The sequence below is a fragment of the Verrucomicrobium sp. BvORR106 genome (assembly GCF_000739655.1).
Lineage (GTDB): Bacteria > Verrucomicrobiota > Verrucomicrobiia > Verrucomicrobiales > Verrucomicrobiaceae > Verrucomicrobium.
The window spans coordinates 128,777-151,403 of record NZ_BATR01000092.1 but is presented as its reverse complement, the minus strand read 5'-3'; the positions used below and the strand labels follow the sequence as shown (position 1 = coordinate 151,403).

The 22,627-nt window shown below is 61.4% G+C and carries 16 protein-coding genes; 9 read left to right on the top strand and 7 right to left on the bottom strand.

Translation table 11 applies throughout. From position 1 onward, the window contains the following. Nucleotides 1–33: 33 nt before the first annotated feature. Nucleotides 34–684, top strand: a complete 651-nt coding sequence (locus BV106_RS14495) for a cyclic nucleotide-binding domain-containing protein (protein WP_038165764.1) — start codon at nt 34–36, stop codon at nt 682–684. A gap of 27 nt (nt 685–711) precedes the next feature. On the opposite strand, the gene BV106_RS14490 is transcribed toward BV106_RS14495, so the two are convergent. After that, nucleotides 712–2,766 carry a LamG-like jellyroll fold domain-containing protein gene (locus BV106_RS14490; RefSeq protein ID WP_038165760.1) on the bottom strand — a complete coding sequence of 685 codons (2,055 nt, stop codon included), beginning with the start codon at nt 2,764–2,766 and terminating at the stop codon, nt 712–714. Between the two features lie 218 nt (nt 2,767–2,984). Here BV106_RS14490 and BV106_RS14485 point away from each other — a divergent pair, with 218 nt between their 5' ends. Continuing rightward, entirely contained in the window at nt 2,985–3,800 is an 816-nt protein-coding gene (locus BV106_RS14485; protein WP_038165758.1) for an SDR family oxidoreductase, read from the top strand. A gap of 28 nt (nt 3,801–3,828) precedes the next feature. Here the strand turns inward: BV106_RS14485 and BV106_RS14480 are convergent, their stop codons facing one another. Further along, nucleotides 3,829–5,934 carry a hypothetical protein gene (locus BV106_RS14480; RefSeq protein WP_038165756.1) on the bottom strand — a complete coding sequence of 702 codons (2,106 nt, stop codon included), beginning with the start codon at nt 5,932–5,934 and terminating at the stop codon, nt 3,829–3,831. A 205-nt stretch (nt 5,935–6,139) separates the two neighbouring features. Between BV106_RS14480 and BV106_RS14475 the strand changes: the two genes are divergently transcribed. Then, nucleotides 6,140–8,479, top strand: a complete 2,340-nt coding sequence (locus BV106_RS14475; protein ID WP_038165755.1) for an FAD-dependent oxidoreductase — start codon at nt 6,140–6,142, stop codon at nt 8,477–8,479. 855 nt (nt 8,480–9,334) lie between these two features. On the opposite strand, the gene BV106_RS14470 is transcribed toward BV106_RS14475, so the two are convergent. Together BV106_RS14470 and BV106_RS35595 are read right to left on the bottom strand one after the other, a co-directional pair. After that, entirely contained in the window at nt 9,335–9,541 is a 207-nt protein-coding gene (locus BV106_RS14470; RefSeq protein WP_038165752.1) for a hypothetical protein, read from the bottom strand. A 25-nt stretch (nt 9,542–9,566) separates the two neighbouring features. After that, a complete protein-coding gene (locus tag BV106_RS35595; protein WP_265595683.1) occupies nt 9,567–11,441 on the bottom strand; it encodes a D-Ala-D-Ala carboxypeptidase family metallohydrolase in 1,875 nt (624 codons plus the stop codon). 198 nt (nt 11,442–11,639) lie between these two features. On the opposite strand from BV106_RS35595, the gene BV106_RS14460 reads away from it, so the two are divergent. The 6 genes from BV106_RS14460 (at nt 11,640) to BV106_RS14435 (ending at nt 20,292) form a co-directional block, all read left to right on the top strand. Continuing rightward, on the top strand, nt 11,640–12,878 hold the full coding sequence (locus tag BV106_RS14460; protein ID WP_038165750.1) for an MgtC/SapB family protein: 1,239 nt from the start codon (nt 11,640–11,642) through the stop codon (nt 12,876–12,878). Nucleotides 12,879–12,936: 58 nt separating this feature from the next. Beyond that, a complete protein-coding gene (locus BV106_RS14455; RefSeq protein WP_038165748.1) occupies nt 12,937–14,715 on the top strand; it encodes a potassium transporter TrkG in 1,779 nt (592 codons plus the stop codon). Between the two features lie 26 nt (nt 14,716–14,741). After that, nucleotides 14,742–15,425, top strand: coding sequence for a TrkA family potassium uptake protein (locus BV106_RS14450; RefSeq protein ID WP_038165746.1), 684 nt, complete (start codon nt 14,742–14,744; stop codon nt 15,423–15,425). A gap of 107 nt (nt 15,426–15,532) precedes the next feature. After that, on the top strand, nt 15,533–17,248 hold the full coding sequence (locus BV106_RS14445; protein ID WP_081891735.1) for an arylsulfatase: 1,716 nt from the start codon (nt 15,533–15,535) through the stop codon (nt 17,246–17,248). A gap of 28 nt (nt 17,249–17,276) precedes the next feature. Further along, on the top strand, nt 17,277–18,785 hold the full coding sequence (locus tag BV106_RS14440; protein WP_038165744.1) for a sulfatase: 1,509 nt from the start codon (nt 17,277–17,279) through the stop codon (nt 18,783–18,785). Between the two features lie 463 nt (nt 18,786–19,248). Continuing rightward, nucleotides 19,249–20,292, top strand: coding sequence for a 3-deoxy-7-phosphoheptulonate synthase (locus BV106_RS14435; protein ID WP_038165742.1), 1,044 nt, complete (start codon nt 19,249–19,251; stop codon nt 20,290–20,292). A 56-nt stretch (nt 20,293–20,348) separates the two neighbouring features. Here the strand turns inward: BV106_RS14435 and BV106_RS14430 are convergent, their stop codons facing one another. The 3 genes from BV106_RS14430 to smpB form a co-directional block, all read right to left on the bottom strand. Continuing rightward, entirely contained in the window at nt 20,349–20,876 is a 528-nt protein-coding gene (locus BV106_RS14430) for a peptidoglycan-binding domain-containing protein (protein WP_038165740.1), read from the bottom strand. 235 nt (nt 20,877–21,111) lie between these two features. Continuing rightward, nucleotides 21,112–21,714, bottom strand: coding sequence for a peptidoglycan-binding protein (locus BV106_RS35590; protein ID WP_265595682.1), 603 nt, complete (start codon nt 21,712–21,714; stop codon nt 21,112–21,114). A 342-nt stretch (nt 21,715–22,056) separates the two neighbouring features. Beyond that, entirely contained in the window at nt 22,057–22,536 is a 480-nt protein-coding gene (gene smpB, locus BV106_RS14420) for an SsrA-binding protein SmpB (RefSeq protein ID WP_038165738.1), read from the bottom strand. Nucleotides 22,537–22,627: the final 91 nt, after the last annotated feature.

Sequence of the window (22,627 nt, the reverse complement as noted above, 5' to 3'; positions counted from 1 at the left end):
TTCTTCCTCACTTTTTGACACAATCTCACCCACATGAAAGAATTCGCGTTTATTCACGAGCATGGCCAAGTGCCCGATTCGCTCCGGTCCGTGCCCTTTTTGGGCTCGTTCAGTGAGGAGCAACTGGATGACGTGCTGAATTCAAGCAGCTACATTCAGTGCGAAATCGGCGACGCGATCATTCAAGAAGGCGCGGTGGATTCCCGCATCTACATTCTGCTCAGCGGGGCCATGGAGGTCCGCAAGGATGGGAAGAGCCTCGTAACCATCACCCGCCCCGGGGAAATCTTTGGTGAGCTGGCGCTCGTCAACGAAGACACCCGCTCCGCCACCGTGGTGGCAGCCAAGCCTTCCGTCTGCCTGGCCGTGGACCAGAAATTCCTGCAGGACATCAAGCCCCGTGAGGAATACCCCGCTTTCTACGCGGCCCTCTTTGAGTTCATCGCCCGGATCACTGCGTCCCGTCTGCAGAATACTTCCCGCCGTCTCTCCGAGCTGGAGCTGGAAGTGAAGCTCCTGCGCGGTCAACTGGAGGAGCAGGCAGGCAAGGCCCCCGGCAACCATACTGCCGCCGCCCCGAAAGCCACCCGCACGAAGACCTCACCGACCCGTCGGCCCGTGGCCGCCAAGCGCAAGCCTCTCACCAAGGCCAAACCGACCTCTCGCGGCAAAAGCCGCCGCTAGCCGGACCGGGCGGACTCGCCCGCCTGATCAGCGCACTTCATAATACACGGGCAGCTCGGCGTCGAGGACGTCGGTTGCCCGTAGCTCCCCCTCCAGCTGGGCGTGGGCTTCCAGTGGCTCGATCGTCAGCTGCTTCACCGTTCCCGCCTTGGCCACCGTCTCCACTGGCTGCCGGCCCAGGATGCACCAGTGCAGCACGACCACCCGCTTCTCCTTGAGCGTGCCGTTCAGGACCTTGCGCACCTTCCACACGCTCTCCACGAGCGCCCGCGTATAGGGGGTGATTTTTTCTGGATCGGGCAGCGTGCTGCGCTCCACCAGCTCCGCCTCCACCACCAGCCGGGCGGGAGCCGTGCGCTGGGCCCAGTTTCCCGCCTCATGCGTGTGGAGATCCACCGCTTCCCGCGGGGCCAGGGCGCGCTGAAAAATCTCAATGCCATCGATCGCTCCGCGCCAGGGAGCGCTGCCGTCGGATCGTGAACCGAAACGGAGGGAGGCCGAGCTCCAGCTCATGAACTCCGGCCGCACATTGCAGCTGCGTTCCATCAACCCGTTGCGATAGCACTCCAGCAGGCCATCGGCATAGACCAGCACCCATTGCGTGGGTTCTAGATCTGACACCGCCCCCATGCCCATGTGCTTGATCTTGCCATCGTCCGTCAGCACCGTCACAAAGAGGGCCGGCCCCACCTGGTCCACCGTGAAGGTAGGCCCCTTGCCCGGCCGGCCGATCGCCACCAATGAACCTCGGGCGCTCTCCAGCCCCCGCGCCGCCTGGGCGCTGAAGGCAAGGCTGAATGCCTGCTGACCGGAGCAGGCCTGCAGGGCCGCAGCCGTGCTTTCCTCGTCCGCCACGAGGGCCCCGTTTCTCAACTCCGCACCGGACCAGGCATTGGGCACCGCATCCCCTTCCAGGACTGCCCGGCAGAAGCGGTTGTTTCCGCCATCCTGATCAAAGATGGCATTGGTCGCCTTCTCATTCTCCCAGCGGAAGACCAGCCCAGGGCTCACCGTCTTGGGCTTGGTGGACGCCCGCTTTTTGGCGAACGAGGACTCCGTCTTCACCGGCTGGATGCCGCTCGCGAACCACGCATCCCCAAAGCACTCCGCCTGCTGGTTGTGGGTGATGCGCACCCACTTCTCGATCTTGGTGAAGTTCGCATCAAAGATCCCGGCATACAGCTCTGTGTCGGGCTTTCCTTCCGGCGCGGTCACCGTGAGGATGCGAGGGTGATTGCTCCAGCGGGGATGGAACGCTGTGGGTGAGCTCAGCCCCGGCATCGTCGTCATCGAGATCGTCCGCGTCGTCTTGGCAAAGCTGTCTGAGAGGACAATCGCATTGTGCGTACCCGTGAAGTAGAAGCAGCGGTCACTGTCATCCGGCGCGATGCCCGGCCAGCACCCCTTGCCGAGGGCCGCGTAGCCACCCTCACCAATGTTTGCCAGCCCCACTTGAGGCCAGGGAAACGTGTCCACGGCGGCATTCCCGTCCCGGCTGAGCTGGAAGTAGGCGATGAACGGCTGTCCCGTCGGGGAGGCCTGCCAGACCTTCTCCATCACCTTGGGATCATCCAACCGGTGGCGGACGATCGTTCCGCGGGTGTTCCGGTAGCCTTGCCGCACATAGACCCAGGTGTGGCTCGTCACCGGATCCCACCAGACGTCCGAGGCATACCCCTCCGTCACCTTGCGCAGACCGGTGCCGTCGAAGTTCACCATGAACACGGCTTTCTGATCCAGGTTGGTGAAGATGATCTGTTTCCCGTCTGGGGAGAGCATGGGCTTCGCATAGCTGGTAACCTCTTCCAAAAGGCAGCGCTGCCCTTTGCCATCCTCCGTATCCAGCACGTAAAGCTGCCCCGTTTTCCCCTGAACGAACAAGTCCTCCACGTCCCGGCCAAGCACCCACACCAGGCGCGCCGGACCACCACCCAAGGCCTTCAGCCCCTCCACCACCGATGGAGCCTGGGCGACAGGAATGGCTGCGGGAGGTTTGGGTTTCACGGCCTTTGCTCCCGCCGCAGTGGTTGCAGGAGGAGCCGCCTGCAGGGCGCCCATCGCGCTCCCCAGAGCCAGTGCCATGCCGATACCCCAAGAACGGACCGCACCTGCCAAAAACCTGTGGCATGGGAATGTTGCTGACATGCAAATATTTTATATAGCCAAAACAACGGCAATTCCAAGCCTGAGATCAGGGAAAGTGCCGCGTGAGGACCCATCGGTCACAAATCAAAGGACAACTCCTTGCCACCAGCCCGGTCCTTGCGTTTGATAATCCCCTCTTTCTTCCCAGACATCACATGAGCAGTCCCGTCTCCTCCCCCTCTCCGTCCACCCCGTCCCTTGCTGGACAGGTCGCATTTGTCTCTGGCACCTCCCGTGGTCTGGGCGAGCGCTTCGCCATGACTCTGGCTCAGGCCGGGGCGGATCTCGTGCTCACCAGCCGCACCCTCAAGTCGCTGGATGATATCGTGAAGCGCGTGGAGGATCTCGGGCGCCGGGCACTCCCGCTGGAGCTGGACGTGCGGTCCTACGAAAGCATCGTGGCCTCCGTTCAGGAAGCCAAGGCCCACTACAGCAAGCTGGACATCCTCGTCTGCAACGCCGGCTGCAACGTGCGCAAGCCCTCCGTGGACGTCACCTGGGATGACTGGAACCTTATCCTCGACACTAACCTGCGTGGCTCGTTTTTCCTCGCCCAACAGGCTGCCAAGGAACTCATGATCCCCGCCCAATACGGCCGGATCATCCTCATCGGCTCCGTCACGTGTGTGGCAGGTTATGCCGGTCTCGCCCCGTATGGCGCGAGCCGCGGTGGGGTGAAACAACTCGCCATGAGCCTGGCCGATGACTGGGGCAAGGACGGCATCACCGTCAACGTCCTGGCCCCCGGCTGGTTCAAGACCGCACAGAATGCGGTCATGTACCAGGACGCTGACTGGGTGGACTACCTCACCGACCGTATCCCCGCCAAGCGCCCCGGCAGCATGGACGACCTCGAGTCTCCCCTGCTCTTCCTCGCCTCTGAAGGCAGCCGCTACGTCACCGGGCAAACGCTGCTCGTGGACGGCGGCATCAGCGGCGGAGCCACCCGCGCGCTGCCCCGGAAGAAGTAAGGCCCCTTCATCAGCGGACCCGGCCGACTTATTTGTCGGCCGGTCCCACGGGATCGAGGCTTGCCCGCATGAAGGCAGCCTGCATGATGTCCGCGTTCCCGGCATCCGGCGCTCCCTCAGGCTTCCAAATCCCAATCAACCGGATCATCCCGGGAAGATAAGTAATCGCGGAGGTCGTATTGGCCCTGTGGAAGCTCGTGGCGGGAGCATCCAGCTTCATGACTTTCGGATCATCACCCGCCAGCGGAATGCGCAAGGTTGGCGCGGCATAGTGACGCTCCAGGGCGTAGCTGACATCGATCGTCCGGCCATCCGGCCCGACAACCGGATCCAATTCAAGAGAGGTTCCCACGGGGCGCATTTCGATGACGGGGCTTAGTCTCCCTTCTGCCTTCTGGGCGTCAACGGTAGCTGGAGTTGCTGCCTGCTCAGGTGGCGTGGCCTTGGAGTCGGGGGCCTTCTTTGGAGCCTCCTCCTTCTCCGTCGCGGCCTCGGTCACATAGGAATACTCGCGACTCACTTGCGTGACGACCCGCTGCCCTGACCGGGTGCCAATCCAGAGGGATTGCACGTAGCTGGCGCGCCCTTGGGCGATGGCTTCCTCAACCGCCTGCCACATTTTCCCGTGGTCCGCGCGGGAGGCATACTCTTCCTCAAGCTTGCGCAAGAAGGCACCGTCCGCCTGCACGATCTGGGTATTAAACGCAACATTGATCGGCAGGACTGAGGTGAGGGTGTCGATGAACGTCTCGACCAACGCCATGTTCTCCGGGGTGTTTCGAACGATCAGCTCGCTCGTGGCCGCATTGAAATTTGCCGAGGCGCCTTGAGGGAAAACGATCCCCTGGGCTCGGAGAATATCCAGTGCGGTGATGCGCACCGTCATGCGGGGTTCATTCGACATGGACCCCGCTGCGAAGGGATCAGAAGCAGCGGCAGCAGCAGGTGCCGCAGAATCTCTGGAAGCGGCAGCCGAGAGGAAACTGGGCACCACCTTGAATCTTCGAATGATCATGCCCGCGGGCAAAGAGGGATCCTGCACGATCCCTGGTACTGCGGCCGGAGTGGGCCGCAGTTTCTCTGCGTGCGCGGCAAAGATCGTCTCCACCTGACGGTCCACTGCTGCCAGCAGCGGCACGACATCCGCCCGGACAATGGCCACCAACAACCGATTTTCCCGCCCCGGTTCTTGCGCGCCTTCAGGCTTCCATACCCCCAGGAGCCGGGCGGTGCCGCTCAGCATCGTCTGGGCAGTGGTGACCTTTACCCGGTAGTAGTCAGTCACTCGCACGGCCGCGCGCCCCCCTGAGCCTGTCTGCGCAACGGGCTCCCAGCGGTCTAGCGGCAGACGATAGTCATGATCGATGGCGATATTGATATCCAGCGTCTCTCCATCCGGGCCGAGCACGGGATCCAACTCCATGCGCGCCCCAATCTCCCGGGTGTCATTGGCATGCGCCGTCCAGCCATTCTTCGAGCCCGAAAGCTCGACGCCGTTGACTCTTTCTTCTCCGTGAACCACGGTCGCCCGCTGGCCACTGCGCATCTCCAAGCGCAGCAGATCGACCTGCCGGCCTTTCCCTTCTCCCACCAGGGCTTTGAGTTTGGCCAACTGGGCCGAATGATCCCCTTTGCCGCCAGCTTCGTTCACAAGCTTGCGCACTTCAGTCGCCTCCGCCTCGATCAGATAGGTGGCAAAGGTCAGGGAGGCAGGCACCTGGTTGATCAAGGTGGTCGCCCAGGCACCGATCTGCTCGTGCGCCTTCCCTGAGGTGCGGATCACCAAGGTTTGATTGGCAGAATCATACGCCACTACGGATCCCTCAGGCAACGAGATTCCCTGATCCTTCAAATAGAGCGATACAATGGCGTCGGATTTCTTCAGAAAGTCCGCCACCTCTGCCTCAGTGGCGTTTGCCTTGGGCAGCTTCGGAGCTTTGAGCTGCCCCTTATCCCGGGAGACAAAACCGGCCCCCAGTTCATCTGAGGGAAATCGATAGGTCTTGGTAGTCCAGGTGTCGGGCGCAAGCGCGCTCTGAGCTAAACCCGTAGAGGACTGGGGTGGTTGTTGAGCAGGGAGACTGGCCACCAAAAAAGCGGCCCACAACGCAGGGACTACGTAGGAGGGTTTCATAGCAGGAATGTGCGTGAGCGCGCATTCTGCCGGGGAAATTCCACGATAGGCAAGACGAAACTCCTCCTCCCTGCGTCACATTTGGCTTCCAGCGGTAGAAACACCCTGCCAACTTTGTTGTCCAAAACTCTTCCAACCGGACTCACGCTATTGCCCCCTCCGTGCCTCTGCGCGCTGGAGGCTCCTTCCTCTCCCTACTGAACCCATGATGAGATCCCATCTGCCCACCCTGCTGGCAGCCGCGATGACACTGGCTGTGTCTCCGGCTGTGACCCATGCTGCGAACTCCGCATTCATCGAGGCCGAATCCTTCGACACCTACGGCGGCTGGGTGCTGGACACTCAGTTCATTGAGATCATGGGCTCCCCCTACCTCATGGCCCACGGCCTGGGGACCCCGGTAAAAGACGCCACCACCACGGTGCAGAAGTCCGTGCCTGCGGGCAAATACCGCGTCTGGGTGCGCACGAAGAACTGGGTGGGCCACTGGGATGCCAAGGGCGCTCCGGGCAAGTTCCAGCTCAGTCTCAACGGCAAGACGTTGGACAAGGACTTTGGCACCACGGGCAAGGACTGGCAGTGGGATGATGGCGGCACCGTTGACCTCGCCGCCGGCCCGCTCAAAGTCGGCCTGCAGGACAAGACCGGCTTCAACGGCCGTGTGGATGCGATCTACCTCACGACCGATCTGGAGGCCAAGCCCCCTGTGGAAGCCAAGGCGCTGGCCAGCTTCCGCCACAAGGAACTCGGCCTGCCCGACGCTCCCCCCGAAACCAAGGAGTATGACCTCGTGGTCGTCGGTGGTGGTTATGCTGGCACCGCCGCCGCCCTGAGCGGGGCCCGTCAGGGGCTCAAGGTCGCCCTCATCCAGAACCGTCCGGTTCTGGGAGGCAACGGCAGCAGCGAAGTGCAGGTGTGGGCCCAGGGCGGCACCCGCCGCGGCCTCTACCCGCATCTGGGTGAGATCGTGGAAGAGTTCACCGACCGCGCCAGCAACAGCCCCGGCCTGCCTCAGGAATACGGTGACGACCTCAAAGAAGGCGTCGCCCGCAAGGAGAAGAACCTCGACCTCTATCTCAACAACCACGTGTGGAAGGTGGAGATGGATAAGAGCCGCGTGCCCAAAATCCGTGGCGCGGTGGCTCTCAACACCAAGACTGGCGAAGAGAAGAAATTCCTGGGCAAGTACTTCGTGGACTGCACGGGCCACGGCTACCTCGGCGCCCTCGCCCAGGCCAGCTTCACCATGCTGGAAAAAGGCCACTTGGGCATGAGCAACATGTGGGTGGTGGGGAAGAAGGACAGCGCGCAAAGCTGGCCGGAAACGCCCTGGGCCCTGGAGTTGACTCCTGAAGAAGACTTCCCCACTCCTCGCCCTCTCAAGGAAAAGAACTTCCCCAAGAACACCACCTTCAAGCCGAGCGATCTGCTCCATGGTGAGTGGTTCTGGGAGTCGGGCTTCGACAAGCACCCGATTGATGACCTTGAAATCGTTCGCGACTGGAACTTCCGCGCCGTCTTTGGTGCTTTCAGCGCCATGCGCAAGTCCAACCCCGAGAAGTACGCGAACTACGGCTTCCAGTGGCTGGCCTACATCGGGGGCACGCGTGAATCACGCCTGCTTCTGGGCGATATCGTGCTGACCCAGGAGGACATCGTCTCCAAGAAAGAGTTCCCAGACGGTTGCGTGCCCACCACGTGGGATCTGGACCTCCACTACCCGAAAGAGCAGTACATGAAGAAGTACGGGGACAACCCGTTCATCTCCCGTGCCGCTTTCGGCAAGGGTGTGGACCGCCGCAACGGCTATCCCGTTCCCTATCGCTGCTTCTACTCCAAGGACGTGGAGAATCTCTTCATGGCCGGTCGCAATATTTCCGTGGACCACAACGCCCTGGGCACCATCCGCGTGATGCGTACCTGCGGCATGATGGGTGAAGTGGTGGGCAAGGCCGCCTACCTTTGCGTGCGTCACGAGACCTCCCCACGCGGCGTGTATGAGCAGTATCTGGACAACCTCAAGGATCTCATGCGTCAGCCCGGTGCCATGCGCCGCGATGCCATCGAATCCCCCCTCTATCTTCCCAAGGACGCTGCCAAGCTTCCCGAGATCGAGGTCGACCATATCGCCATCAACACCCTTGAAGGCATCGTGATTGATGACAACGACGCGGAACTGACCGGCAAGTGGGCCGTGGGTGAAGGTCTGAAACCCTTCGTGAACGAAGGCTACCGCTACGGTGCGGACGCAGGTGCCTCCGCCCGCTTCGCTTTCAGCGTGAAGGAAACCGGCAAGTACGAAGTGCGCATCTCGTACCAGCCCCATGCGAATCGCTCCAAGGAAGTGCCCGTGTCCGTGCTGAGCGCCGATGGTGAGAAGACCTTCAAGGTGGACCAGAGCAAGGCCGCAGAACTGCCGAAGGGCTTCCACTCCCTGGGAACCTTCAAGTTCAACGCCGGCGAAGAAGCCGCCGTGGTGATCCGCACCCCTGCGGTGAAGGGCAACGTGCACCTGGACAGCGTGCAGGTGCTCCCCGCAAAGTGATGCGCAACGAGTGATGACCTGACTGGCATTTGTTTGTCAGTGACACAAAAGGCGTGGAGGCAACTCCACGCCTTTTTTTAGTGTAGTGATAAGTTGAGAGTGAAAAGTCGGAGGGGCGTCGTGTGCGAAGCACCCATGCGGTCTGACAGTTCTTAAACGGCCTGTGGTTGAGAAACTCGGGGAGCGCACGCATCCTGCGTGTTGTTTGCGGCATCTTGCCGCGAACGTCAGTCAGCGCATGACGTCAGGTTCAACCGACGTGGAGGTGTTGATGGCGGTGGGGAGGAAGCAGATGCTGTCGGCCTTCCCACCTGATCATCCTCTTATGGAAGTACCCAGGGTCTCCGTCCACTTCGTGGCCTTTGCCCCTGGGCTGGGCTCTGTGGGCCTTTCAGGCCCAAATCCGCTGAGGGGACTTACTGGGGGCTGAGCCAGAGTCGGTTCCTTGGTGCCTATCCCAAACGCGCGCGATTTGGAGTGGTCACCAAGGAACCGACGCCTTCCACGCACTCAGTCGAAGTTCTTCCTCGAAGAGGATGGGGCTACAAGCCCAACGTTGACGAGCTTCCAGCGAGTCTACGTTGGGTACCGTCCAACGATGATACACAGGTGGGAAGGCCGACAGCATCCGCCTTTCCTCCCACCGTCTTCAACGCCTCCATGTCGCTCGAATGCGATGTGGCACGCCATTTGGTAGCGGGAAGATACAGACCATCTCATGGGAAGCTTGGATCGAACCGGGACAGGAATGTCCCTCGCTCCTTTTCCTGACCGCTTCGTTGAGGGCGCTCTCTTATGCGCCAGCTCAGGTCTTATGTCTTGTGTCTGGCAGTCTGGTGTCTTCCCCGCAGCGATCTAGGTCGTGTGCTGCCCTTCCTCGATGACGTCATCATTCACAAAGTTCTCGTCCATCGGCGCATCACTCAGCTCTGACCCGAGCTTCTTGCCCACTCCTTGCCCCTCCCGCAGCTTTTCCAGATTCTGATCATAGGGCATCATCTGCTGCTCATCGGCTTCATCCTGCGTGACCTGATGTGATTCGGGCTGCGAGTCGGTATTCATAGAAGTCTCCTTCCTTCGTGCTTTCTTATTCTTCAGACATCGCAGGCGAGCCCGTCGCTGGATGAAATGCAGGAATTGCAGGATTCGTCATCGGCACGCCCCTTTTGGCAAGACTCGCCATGAGCACGCTTACGCCATGCTCATGCCCACAGCCATCATCACAGGGTGAGGCCATCAGGCCCTCCTGACCAGGGCGAAACCGGTTGTTCGCCTGCGGGAACCCCCAGCGTGTGGGTTCACCCCGCGTGTCCGTGTGGATGAACGCCGTCGCTGGAGACTTGAATGGATAGAGCCCCAAACCGCCCTCAAAGGCCGCCGGGAAGCTGGAACTCACCTCTGCCACCAGCTTGGTCAGCCACACGGTATCCTTCGCATCCACCTTGCCGTCCTTGTTCAGGTCATCCAGACGCGCGTTGCGATCCTGATCCACCAGAATGTCTGCGGCATCACCATAGAGGTGTCGGCTGTAGATCGTCGTGTTCCCCAACGCCTTGTTGTAGGCCGGGGTGCGATACCCGCTGGCCACAAAGATACTGCCTTCCTTGATCCCCCGCTTCTCCAGGCCCTCCACCAGCGCTTCGAGTTTCAGGAGCAACCGGGATTCCAACAGCACAAACTTGGGATAGGTGGAGATCTGTTTGCACATGAACTGCCGCAACTGGAAGTGGGGAGTGACCCAGGTGTCCTCCATGTCCTTCGTCACACGGAACAATCCCAGTGGCATGGCGTAGCGGAGATTGTTGTTGAGCGGCGTCTTCTGATATTGGCCAATCTGGTAGCCCTGCAACTGCTCCTCACCACGGTAGGGCACACAGACCAGTCCGTGGAGACACATCATGCCACCTGTGTCGCGATTGGTGATCTGCAGGCAATACAGACCGGGGGTTTCAGGAACAACCCAGTTCCACACCAGCAGCTCGTTGCGTTTGGGAGTGGCCGTGCCGCCCTCCGCTTTCACTGCGAAATTCCCTTTCCCACGGGGTGACACCACTTTGATCTCCACGGTTTCTCCAGGCATGCAGAGGGTGGACATCAGCGGGTAGGGATTGACCAGTCCGCGAAATGCGATGCTGAAACCCGCCGGATGCAGCCCGGCTTTCTTGCGGATGGCCACGAGATCCTCGGGCTTTCCGGACCACATGTGGTTGCAGTCCTCCACCTCTTCGACCGGAGCCAGGGGCTCATCCGCCATTTGGGTTCGAGGACTACGCAGGGGCTCATGCTCCTCCTTGGGCATCATTGCCACCAGATCCTGGGAAACTGGGCCGGTCGGCAACGTGCCCGGTTTGCCACCCTCCACCATCGCAGGGGCAGGTGGTGGATCCGACCGGCTCACCACCGCAGGCGCGGGCGCAGGCAAGGCGGCCACCGCTGGGTTCATTGCAACAACATTCTCTGTTTCCGCCACCGGGTCCGACATGGGCTCCAGGACCGTGTCAGGGGACACGACCGGAGGCTTGACCTCCGCCGAACCGGGAGCGGTCTGGATCTCGGCGGCCTCGCTGATTTCCGCCGCCGTCAAAGCGGGAAAAAGAATGGGGTCAATCACCGGGGCCGGATGCGCAGCGGGATCATTCTCCGGCGTGGAGATCTTCACCGCCGCCACGGGCTTGGGCTCAGGCACGGTGACCATGGGCTGGTTCAGAGACAGCGTCTGCGGCTTGGGAGGCGGCACCACAAGCACGGGAGTGGTCACCTTCGGGTGAGGGCTGCTGTTCAGCTCCGCCAGCATGCGGGTGAACTCATCATCCACGGGTTTGGTGGCCCTCCTGCCTTCGCCACGCTGGGTTGCGGGAGCGATGATGCCAGCCAATGCCAGAAGCAGAGCCAGGGTCGCCGCCGCCGCCACTCCCATGCCGGCAAGCCTCCATCCCCGGTCCGCTGACCATTCCGTTTTCATAACTCTCTCCTAAAACTCAGGATTCGTGCCAGCCAGACCGCATGAGTTCCCCCCTTGTTCTCAAGCACTTACGGCACAGCGACACCAACTCCCCAAGCTTAGACAGGCGATGTGCAACCTTCGTTGTTGCAAGATGCACGAACTATTTCCACGCACAGGTTTATCATTTCCTGATTCTAATTTAGAATCGTATTTTTTATGGACTGGACCATTGCCCAACAACTCATGGTTTCTCTCGGTCTGGGCATGCTCATTGGTCTCCAGCGGGAGCGCAGTGACAGTGCCATTGGCGGCATCCGCACCTTTCCCCTCATCACCTTGCTGGGCACCATCTGTGGTCTGCTGGCCCGTGATTACGGTGGTTGGATCGTGGTCGCCGGATTCCTCTCCCTGAGTCTGCTGCTGTTCATCCCCAACATTCCCCGGGTGAAGAGCGGCTCCGCCAGCGGGATGACGACGGAGATGGCCGTGCTGCTTCTCTACGCCTTGGGAGCCTATCTGGTGGTGGGTCCGATTCTTCTCGTCGTGGCCGTGGGCGGCGTAGTGGCTCTGCTTTTGCACTGGAAACAGGCCCTGCACCGGTTTGCCAACACGATGGGTGATGAGGACATGCATGCCATCATGCGGTTCGTCCTCATCTCGATGGTGATCCTACCCATCCTTCCCAACCAGTCCTTCGGGCCATATGCCGTGCTCAATCCCTTTGAGATCTGGCTGATGGTCGTGCTCATCGTCGGCCTGGGCCTGGGTGGCTATGTGGCCTACAAGATCCTGGGAGCTCGCGGCGGGGTGCTCCTTTCCGGCATCCTCGGCGGTTTGATCTCCAGCACCGCCACCTCCGTCAGCTCCGCCCGCAGTGTGCGCGATGGCGGGCAATCCCCGGCATTGGCCAGCCTGGTCATCATGATCGCCTCCACCATCGCCATGGTGCGGGTGCTGGTGGAGGTGGGCGCTGTCGCTGCCACCAAGCTTCCCTCCCTGGCGGGCCCCTTGAGCACCATGCTGGGCGCGATGATCGTGATCACCTTTGTGGCGTGGTTCCTGACCCGCAAGGAGCAGGCGGCCAAGCTGCCTGAGCAGCACAACCCGGCTGAACTCCGCCCCGCCTTTGTGTTCGCGCTCATCTACGCCTTCATCAAGCTGGCGGTGGCCGCAGCCAACGATCACCTTGGGCACAGCGGCCTCTACATCGTGGGCGTGGTTTCCGGGCTTGCGGACATGGATGCCATCACGCTCTCCACGGCCCGGTTGGTGGACTCCCAGAAGCTCGATGCGGAGACCGGCTGGCGAGTGATCCTCATTGCCTCCATGTCGAACCTGGCCTTCAAAGGCGGCATCGTGGCCGCCCTCGGCGGCGTCAAGGTGTTCACCCATGTCGCCCTGTGGTTCGGGGCCAGCTTGCTGGCAGGTGGTGCCATCCTGCTTCTCTGGCCGTAGCCTCCGGTTTGCCGTCAGTTAACACCTCGATCCCACCCTCTCCCACTCCCAGCCCAGCTTGTCCGCTCCATCCCACCAGAAAGATTCCTCGATCCCGCGGCCCCTGCCTCCGGCCCGGCCCCTGCCCCGGTTGTTTGCGCTCACGCTTGGCTGCGCCGCCCTGGCGCTTCTGGTGCTCCAGGTGGGCTTTGTGGGGGAGGTCACGCCCGTGCTCCACGGAGCCACAGTCCTGCTGTCTTTTCTGTTCGCGCTGGAGCAGATCCTCACCTGGCTGTCCCGCCGCCATCTCCAGGCCTGGGCCCGGCGGGAGACCCTGCTGCTGGCGGTGGCCCTCACCGTGTTCGGCGTCACCGTGTTTCTGGCTCTTGCGGCCTGGATGGGTGGAAAGGATGCGAGGCTCTCCCTCCTCGCACACACGGCCGTGCAGTCCGTCATCCTCGGGGTGCTCTCGCTCAGGGGCCTGCGCCATCAGGCCCGGCTCACCGCCATCACCTTGCGCCCCGGCTGGCTGCTCATTGGTAGTTTCCTCTTTCTCATCGTCGCCGGCACCGTCCTGCTCAAGCTGCCCCGGGCCGTAGTCCCCGGAGAGCATCTCTCCTGGCTGAACGCTCTCTTCATGAGCACCAGCGCGGTGTGTGTGACCGGCCTCACCGTGGAGAATCCCGCCACCTACTTCACCCCTACCGGTCAGATCATCCTGCTGGCGCTCATGCAGATCGGCGGCCTGGGCATCATGACCCTCACCTTCTTCATGGCGGCCATCGTGTTTCAGGGCATCTCCCTGCACGATCACCTCCTGCTGGGGGAGATGATCGCAGAGAAGCGGCTCGCTCATGTGGGGGAGACGCTGAAGTTCATCGTCCTCTTCACCGCCGTCTGCGAGGCCGCCGGTGCCGTCGCCCTATTCCTGGTCCTGCCGGCGGAGGCCTCGGTGGACGCGCGGATCTACCATGCGGTGTACCACTCCGTCTCGGCCTTCTGCAATGCAGGCATGTCCACCCTGCCCAACAACCTGGCAGAAGGGGTCCTCCGGCATGACATCCTTCTGCAACTCGTCATCTGCGTGTTGGTAGCCCTGGGCGGCATCGGCTCCATGACGGCCTTTGACACGCTCCGCTTCATGCGTTCCAGAGTGGCCTGTGCACTCAATCCGACGCTGCCTCGGCCCCGCCTGCGAGTGCACACCCGCATCGTGCTGCTCACCACTGCCATCCTCATCGTGGGCGGCGCGGTGGCAGTGTATGTGAGCGAGTTCCTTCTTCATGACGGCCAGAGCAATGGCGGCTCCGGCATGACGGCGTTCTTCCATTCCATCACGGCCCGAAGCGGCGGCTTCAACACGGTGGACATGGCCAAGATCGGCCCCGTCACCATCCACGTGATGGTCTTTTTGATGTTCGTTGGCGGATCTCCGGGCAGCACCGCGGGCGGGGTGCGCACCACCGTCTTCGCCGTGGCCGCGCTTCACCTCTGGAACCAGATTCGCGGCATCCCTCAGATTGTGGTCTTCCGCCGCCGCCTGCCGGATGGCATTGGAGCCCGCGCCCTGGGCGTGATTGTTTTTTCCTCGATCTGGCTCTTCGTCAACTTTGCCGTGCTGCGCCAGTTGCAGCCGGATGTGACGGATACCGCCCTGGTGTTTGAGCTCGTGAGCGCCTTTGCCACCGTGGGCCTGAGCCTCAACCTCACCCCCGAGCTTACGGATGCCGCCAAGGGCCTGATCATCCTGAACATGTTTGTCGGCCGTATCGGCCTGCTCACGCTCATCACCACTTTTATGCCCCGGGCCCGCAAGCCCCTCCACACCCACCCCCAGGAGGACATCCTCCTCGCCTGACCTTTCACCCCTTTCCCCTTCCCACCATGCGTTTCTGCATCATCGGCCTCGGCAGTTTTGGCACCCACCTCGCCCGTCAGCTCGTGCGGGACGGCCATGAGGTCATCGGCGTGGACATCAATCCGGAGCACACCGACGACATGAAGGACGAGATCGAGTTCCTCATCACCGCCGACTGCTCGGACATTGAGGTGTTCGAGGAAATACCCGTGGCGGAGTGTGATGCCGTCATCGTCGCGATTGGAGAAGACTTTGAGGCCGCCCTCTCCGTGGCGGCTAATGTCCAGCAACTGGGGGCCAAGCGCATCATCAGCCGCATCATCAATCCCCTCCATGCCCGCCTGCTCAAGCTGCTGAAGATCGAGGAACTCCTCATCCCGGAGTCCATGGCCGCCGCCTGGCTGGCGCGCTCCCTCCGCATGCCCGATGTGCTGAACACTTTTCCCATCGGCCAGGGGTATGAGATCGCGGAGATCAACTTGCCCAAGTCCCTGGTGGGCAAGAATCTGGAAGAAGCGGATCTCCGGGGCCGGTTCGAGCTGAACGTGGTGACCATCCTGAAACGCAAGGTGGCCAGTTCCTGCACCTCCACCACGCCGCAGATCGAGTCCGTGTACGGTATCCCGGAGCCAACTCGGGTGTTCGAAGCCGCCGACATCCTCGTGGTTTTTGGCCGGGAACAGAACGTGAAGAAGCTGCTGGAGTCCTAGTCCTCACGCCGACGAGGACAGGGACGATGTGGATTTCGAATATCCACATGTGGGGCAGATGGCGCATTGTCTCGAAAGTTCATTCCACCACCTGAGTTTCAGGGAGAATGCGTTTCACCTTGCTGACCGGTCTAGCCATGCTGGCTCCTCTTGCCTCCGGGCTGGGAGCCGATACCGTGCCCCCTTCTCGCCCCAACATCATCATCATGATGGCGGATGACATGGGCTGGTCGGACCTGGGTTGCTTTGGCAGTGAAATTGCCACCCCCAATCTCGACAGCCTGGCCAAGGAAGGACTGCGCTTCACCCAGTTCTACAACACCGCCCGCTGCTGCCCTACGCGAGCTTCCCTCCTCACCGGCGTGTATCCCCATCAGGCAGGCATCGGCCACATGATGGAGGACAAAGTCAGCGATGGCTACCGGGGTGAACTGAGCGCCAACACTCAGACGATCCCTGAGGCACTCAAACCCGCCGGTTACCACAGCTACATGGCGGGCAAATGGCACGTCACCAAGAAGGTCAACCCAGAGGGCGACTCCGACAAAGCCAACTGGCCGCTGCAACGCGGGTTCGAGAAATTCTACGGCACCATCCACGGGGCCGGAAGTTTCTATGATCCCAACACCCTGGTGCGGAACGACCAGTTCATCTCTCCCTATGCGGACCCCGAGTACAAGCCCGAGACCTACTACTACACAGACGCCATCGCTGACCACGCCAGTCGGTTTGTGAAAGAACATGGCGCCAGCAAAACGAGCGATCCGTTCTTCCTCTACGTGGCCTTTACCGCCCCGCATTGGCCCCTTCACGCCAAGGAGGCAGATGTGGCCAAGTACCGCGGCAAGTATGACGCGGGCTATGATGTCATCCGCAACGCCCGCTGGCAGAAGATGAAGGAACTGGGTCTGGTGGATCCACGCTGGGATCTCGCGGTGGCTGGAGGTCCCCGCTGGGATCAGGTCAAAGATCGGGCATTCCAGGCCCGGTGCATGGAAGTGTATGCGGCGATGGTTGACAGCCTGGATCAGGGAGTCGGTCGCCTCATTGCTTCGCTGAAGGAATCAGGGCAGTGGGAAAACACGCTCATCTTCTTCCTCCAGGACAACGGGGGTTGCGCTGAGGACATGGGCCGGAAGGGGCCTTTCAAAGCGCGCGCCGACGGTCCCACCCTGCCTACCATGACGCCCGAAACGTTGCAGACCAAGATGATCCCCGAGCAGACGCGGGATGGATTCCCCGTGCGCCAGGGTTATGGCATTCTTCCCGGTGGTCCAGACACCTATCATGCCTATGGCGAGGCTTGGGCAAACGTGAGCAACACCCCCTTCCGCGAATACAAGCACTGGGTGCATGAAGGCGGCATCAGCACGCCCCTGCTGGCCCACTGGCCGGCGGGCATCGCGAAGACACGGCAGAATCAGCTCGAATCCCAGCCCGGTCATCTGGTGGACCTCAAGGCCACCTGCATGGATCTCGCTGGTACAGGAAACTACTCACTCCGCCCCGGCGAACCCGCTCCCCAAGGCGTGAGCCTGCGCCCTGCTTTTGCAGGACAAGATCTGCAGCGCAAGGCCCCGATCTTCTTTGAACACGAAGGCAACCGTGCCGTGCGCGATGGCCAGTGGAAGCTGGTCGCCAAGGGTCCCGGCGGCGAATGGGAGCTCTATGACATGGCCGCAGATCGCACGGAGCAGCACAATCTCATCGAGAAGGAAAAGGATCGGGCGAATGCGATGATCCGGCAGTGGGAGACCTGGGCCGAGCAGACCCAAGTCCTGCCCTGGCCGTGGCAGCCTGCGTACGAAAAGGTGGCCCGTTGATCCGGCAGAATCGGTTCCCTCCAGCGCCATGACCCGTCTCTTTCTCACCGCCGCCTTGGTCTTTGCCTGCACGGCATCGGCCCATTCTGCAAACCCCACTGCTCCGCGGCCCAACGTCCTGCTGCTGTGCGTGGACGACCTCAAGCCCGTGCTGGGCTGCTATGGGGACACGCTCGCCAAGACGCCAAACCTCGACCGGCTCGCCGCCCGGGGCCTGCGGTTTGACCTCGCCTACTGCAACCAGGCGGTGTGCTCGCCCTCGCGCAACAACCTTATGCTGGGCTCCCGCTCCACTTCCCTGGGCATCTACGGGCTGAAAGAGAACTTCCGCGAGGCCGTGCCCCATGCGGCGACGCTTACCCAGTATTTCATGAACCAAGGCTGGCGGGCAGAGGGAGTGGGCAAGATCCTCCACAAGGGTCACGGTAACCACGATGACGCGGCCTCATGGAGCGTACCCTTCCAGCCCGACAGCGTGGTGGAGTACCAGGACCCCGCCAGCCCCACCGCCGGCCAGCTCACTCGTGAGGAGGCCTACTTCAGCAACCAGCAGCTGGGCAAGATCGGCTCCCTCCCCCGTGGCCAAGCCTGGGAGGCCCTGGACGTGCCTGACAAAGCTTACGCCGACGGCCGGATCGCTGACGAGGGCGTGAAGCGACTCCAGGATTCCAGGCTGCGACCTGAGACCCCGTTTTTCCTCGCACTCGGCTTTGTGAAGCCGCACCTGCCTTTCACAGCTCCCAAGAAGTACTGGGACCTTTATGACCGCGCCAAGTTCATCCTGCCCACGCTACGCAATGCCCCCGAAGGCGCACCCGGTTATGCAGGCAAGACTCTGGGAGAGCTGAACAACTACGATCCCATCCCGCAGCGACCGCCGCTCAGCGAGGAGATCCGCCGGCAGATCCTGCACGGATACTATGCCAGCATGAGCTACATGGATGCCCAGGTCGGTAAAGTGCTGGATGAACTGGACCGCCTGAAGCTGGCAGACAACACCATCATCGTTCTCTGGGGAGACCACGGCTGGCACCTGGGTGACCATGGCATGTGGACCAAACACACCAACTACGAGCAGGCCAATCACATCCCGCTGCTGATGGTGGCACCAGGGGTGACCAAACCCGGCACCCACACGCGACAACTGGCGGAGACGGTGGACATCTACCCCACACTGGTGGAACTGGCCGGACTTCCTGCGCCTGCATCTGCAGTCCCTCAACCCATGGACGGCATAAGTCTGGTGCCCGTGTTGAAGGATCCAAAGAAGCGTGTGCGGGATCACGCCTACCATGCCTTTCCCCGCCAGCGAGATGGGAAGCAAGTGATTGGTCGCGCCATCCGGACCGAGCGCTATCGCCTTGTGGAATGGAAAGTGCCCGGGGAACCGCCTGAGACGGCAGACTTGGAGTTGTATGACTATCAGGCCGATCCTGCCGAGTCGCGGAATCTGGCGAAGGAGAAGCCCGAGGTGGTCGCGGAGTTGCAGAAGATCTTGGGCGGCCATCCGGAGGCAAAGACGAAACCTGGGGTTTGAGGGGAGTTGGGGCAACGTCATCCCTCCACGACCGAGCTACTCCCGCAGTCGCCACAGGCGTAGTCCGGTTGTGCCAACCGGCTCAGGTCGAAGGTCCTGAGGGCTGGCGCCGGCTTGCACGGCCCGTTGCGGTCAATCACATAGGACGTATGACTGAGCGGGGCTGGGAATCCCGCCTCCCATACCTGGAAACTAGCTACCAGTGGCTAGGCTGCGGAGTAAAGGAGGCAGGGCCTTTGGCCCCGCGGTCTGTTGGGTGGGCGGAGCGGGAAGGAGATCAACGGAAGTTTGGGGAGTGAGCCGGTTGGCACAACCGGACTACGCCTGTGGCGACCTCACATTTTGAAGCTCAAGTCTTGAGTCTTGTGTCTTGTGTCTTCCAGTCTGGCGTCTGCCGCGCAGCGGCCCCCCTCAACTGAGAGCTTGAAACTCACCCCTCCTCCCCTACGCTGGCGGAGTCGCCATGATTCAGGTCTCCAACGTCCACGTCCGTACCAACACCGCCCTCCCTTCCCCGCAGGAGCTCTGCACAGAGATTCCGCGCAGCGATGCCCACGCGGACTTTGTCGCCAAATCCCGCCAGCAGATCAGCCGCATTCTCTCCGGTGCCGACAAGCGTTTCCTGGTCATCGTGGGCCCTTGCAGCATCCATGACCTGAAGGCGGGTCACGCCTACGCGCAGAAGCTGGCCGCCCTGGCCGAGCGCGTCAAAGATCGGCTCATGGTGGTCATGCGGGTGTACTTCGAGAAGCCCCGTACCACCATCGGATGGAAGGGGCTGATCATGGACCCCCATCTGGACGGCACCCATGACATCCCCCAGGGGATGCGTCTTGCCCGCACCTTCCTGCGTCAGGTCATCGATCTGGGCCTGCCCACCGCCACGGAGATGCTGGACCCCATCACTCCCCAGTACATTGCAGACCTGACCTGCTGGAGCGCCATCGGAGCACGCACCACCGAATCTCAGACCCACCGCCAGATGGCCAGCGGGCTTTCGATGCCAGTCGGCTTCAAAAACACGACGAGTGGCAGCATCCTGCCCGCCATCAACGCGATCAAGGCCGCCCGCCAGCCCCAGACTTTCCTGGGGATCGACGAAAGCGGTCGCGCCAGTGTGGTGGCCACGGAAGGCAATCCCGACTGCCACGTCATCCTTCGCGGCGGAGAGAATGGCCCGAACTACGACGCAGCATCCGTCAGCGAGACCCTGGCCCTGCTCAACAAAAACCATCTGCCTCCGGTGGTGATGATCGATGCCAGCCATGCGAACTGCTCCAAGGACTTCCGTCGCATGTCGGCAGTGTTTCACGACATCGTCCAGCAGCGCCAATCCGGCACCCAGGGTGTGATCGGCGCCATGCTGGAGAGCAACTTGGTGGAAGGTGCCCAGGCACTCCAGGAATCGCTGGATCAGCTCAGCTACGGCCAGTCCATCACGGACCCATGCCTTGGCTGGGAGGAGACGGAGCGAATCCTGCTGGAAGCTGCCGCCGCCGAACTGTAAAAACCCTCCGCCGCTCCAGTTCAAAAAGAAAAGAGCGGCGGAAGGAGGGCATCACCTCAAAGTCCCAGCGATCTCAGCAGCCCCGAAGTGATGCTGCCGGTGGGGCGCATGCCATGGTCTGCCTGATAGCGGGCGATGGCATTCCTCGAACCCGGGCCGATGTCACCGTCAACGGGACCGCGGTAGTAGCCGCGGCGCGCCAGTGCGCGCTGCACCTCCGCCTCCGTGCGGCTGTATGAAGAGCCTCCCCCGCCCCAATAGTGGCCGGGCACAGCCTCCCGGGTGGGATAATACGCCACCCCGCTGCGCTCATAATAATAGGAGGAATTGGGCGGCCCGTAGTAGTAGCCGCGGCCAGCATACCCAGTGCCCAGGGTGATGACAAAGGAGGACCGGGGGCGGGACAGGTACACATACCGGTCATCATGGTGGTACTTGTTGTGCTTGTGGGAGTACTTGGAGTGGTAGTGCTTCTCCGCCTTTTTGCGCTCCTTGTCTTTGTCCTTGGCTTGGACGGATACAGGCAAGGCCGCGGCCAAAGCGACAACCAGCAGAGTGATGGAACCAGGAATCAGCGTTTTCATGGGGAGTCAGGAAGTTTGTTGACCATGAATCGGGTCAGGGTGCAGGGCTGGTCCTGTCATGCTTGCGCAGGTTGACCATTGCGGGCAGCAAGGGCGGGAAATTCTTCCCCGCACACAAAAAGCCCTGTCCCGGGGACACTCGTCCGCCCGGAACAGGGCAACCACCACTCCTTCCAACTGATCACTATAATTAATCTGAGATCGTATCGGCTATCTGAAGTCACCAAGAGTCTCGTTAGAGACCCAGCGATCTCAACAAACCATCGTTGATTGCGCCTGTGGGCTTCATGCCATTGTCTGCCTGGTACCGCGCCACAGCGGCACGTGACCCGGCTCCCATGTCGCCATCAATGGGTCCACGATAATACCCGCGCTGGGCGAGAGCTCGCTGCACGGACGCCTCAGTCCGGCTGTAGTTCTCATTCACCGGGGTTTCACGCCATTCGCTGCGCCAGTACTGACGTGGCACGGACTCCCGGTCCCGGTAGAACCTTACGCCGGACCGCTCGTAGTAGTAGCCCGCATTGGCCGGGCCATAATAGTAGCCGCGACCCGCGTAGCCGTTCCCCAACGTCAGCACGAACGTGCTGGCAGGGCGTGAGTAGTAAACGTCGCGATCCCGGCCCCGGCCTCGATCACCGTCTCGGTCGTGATCGTGGTCACGGTCCCTGTCACGGGAACGTTCACGATCCCGGTCTTTCTCGGAAGTAGCGTCCAGGAATTTCTCCGCAAGTCGTCGTCCCTTGTCGATGGCCTTGTCCTCGGCCTTGGCCGACTGGGGCACTGCAGCAAACGAGAACGCCGCCAGCGCAATGCATGTGGGAAAGAAAGTCTTCATGTCGTTCATAGGGTTGTTTCATTGAAGCTGCCTTCCCCTGTCTTTTCGAACGACTCCTGTTGGAACGCTCCGCAGTGGGGAACAGCTTGCTATGGCTGAATCGGGCACCTGGAGATTGCGGTTCCTTTTTCCCATCGCAGATGAAGACCAGCCACTCTGGTCAACTGCGGAGGTTGCAGACGAAATCAATCCTCTTCAGTTCAGTGTCAGGAGGTTGGAGACGGCCTGAAACACCTCCGGCCGGATAAAACAAACGCAAAGATTCATCTCGTCAGGCCCAAGGAAATTACTTCCTCCAGCAACCATGTCGGCAGCCAACCTGCTTTAGAGACGATCAGAGAATCAAGAGGATTTGCCCTTGGCCTTGCCACCACGATCGTTGAAGCGGGCCATCTCGCGCTGTGCCTCACGATTCTCCACCTTTTCCTTCAGATCATGACGCTGGTCGCGCTGATCCTTGCCGCGGCCGACGGCGATCTCGATCTTCACCTTCTTGTTTTTCCAGTAGGCGCGCAGGGCCACGATGGTGAGCCCCTTCTGCTGACTGGCACCGTAGAGCTTGAAGATCTCGTTCTTGTGCAGGAGCAGACGCCGGCTTCGTTTGGCCTCATGCTGCTCGTGGCTGGCCTTGTCGTACGGTTTGATGTCGCAGCCGTAGAGGAACACCTCACCCCGTTCCACACGTGCAAAGGCATCACTCAGGGTGATGTGCCCCTGACGGAGGGACTTGATTTCCGTGCCTTTGAGCTGAACCCCCGCTTCATACCGTTCCAGGATGTGATAGTCCCGTGGAGCCTTGCGGTTGATGGTGATGTCACTCATGGCGCACTCTAGACAAAAAAAACGCGGCGGGACACAAGGCCCGCCACTGGATTCACTTTACTTCTCCTGGGTACCCTGCCTTAAGCAGGGG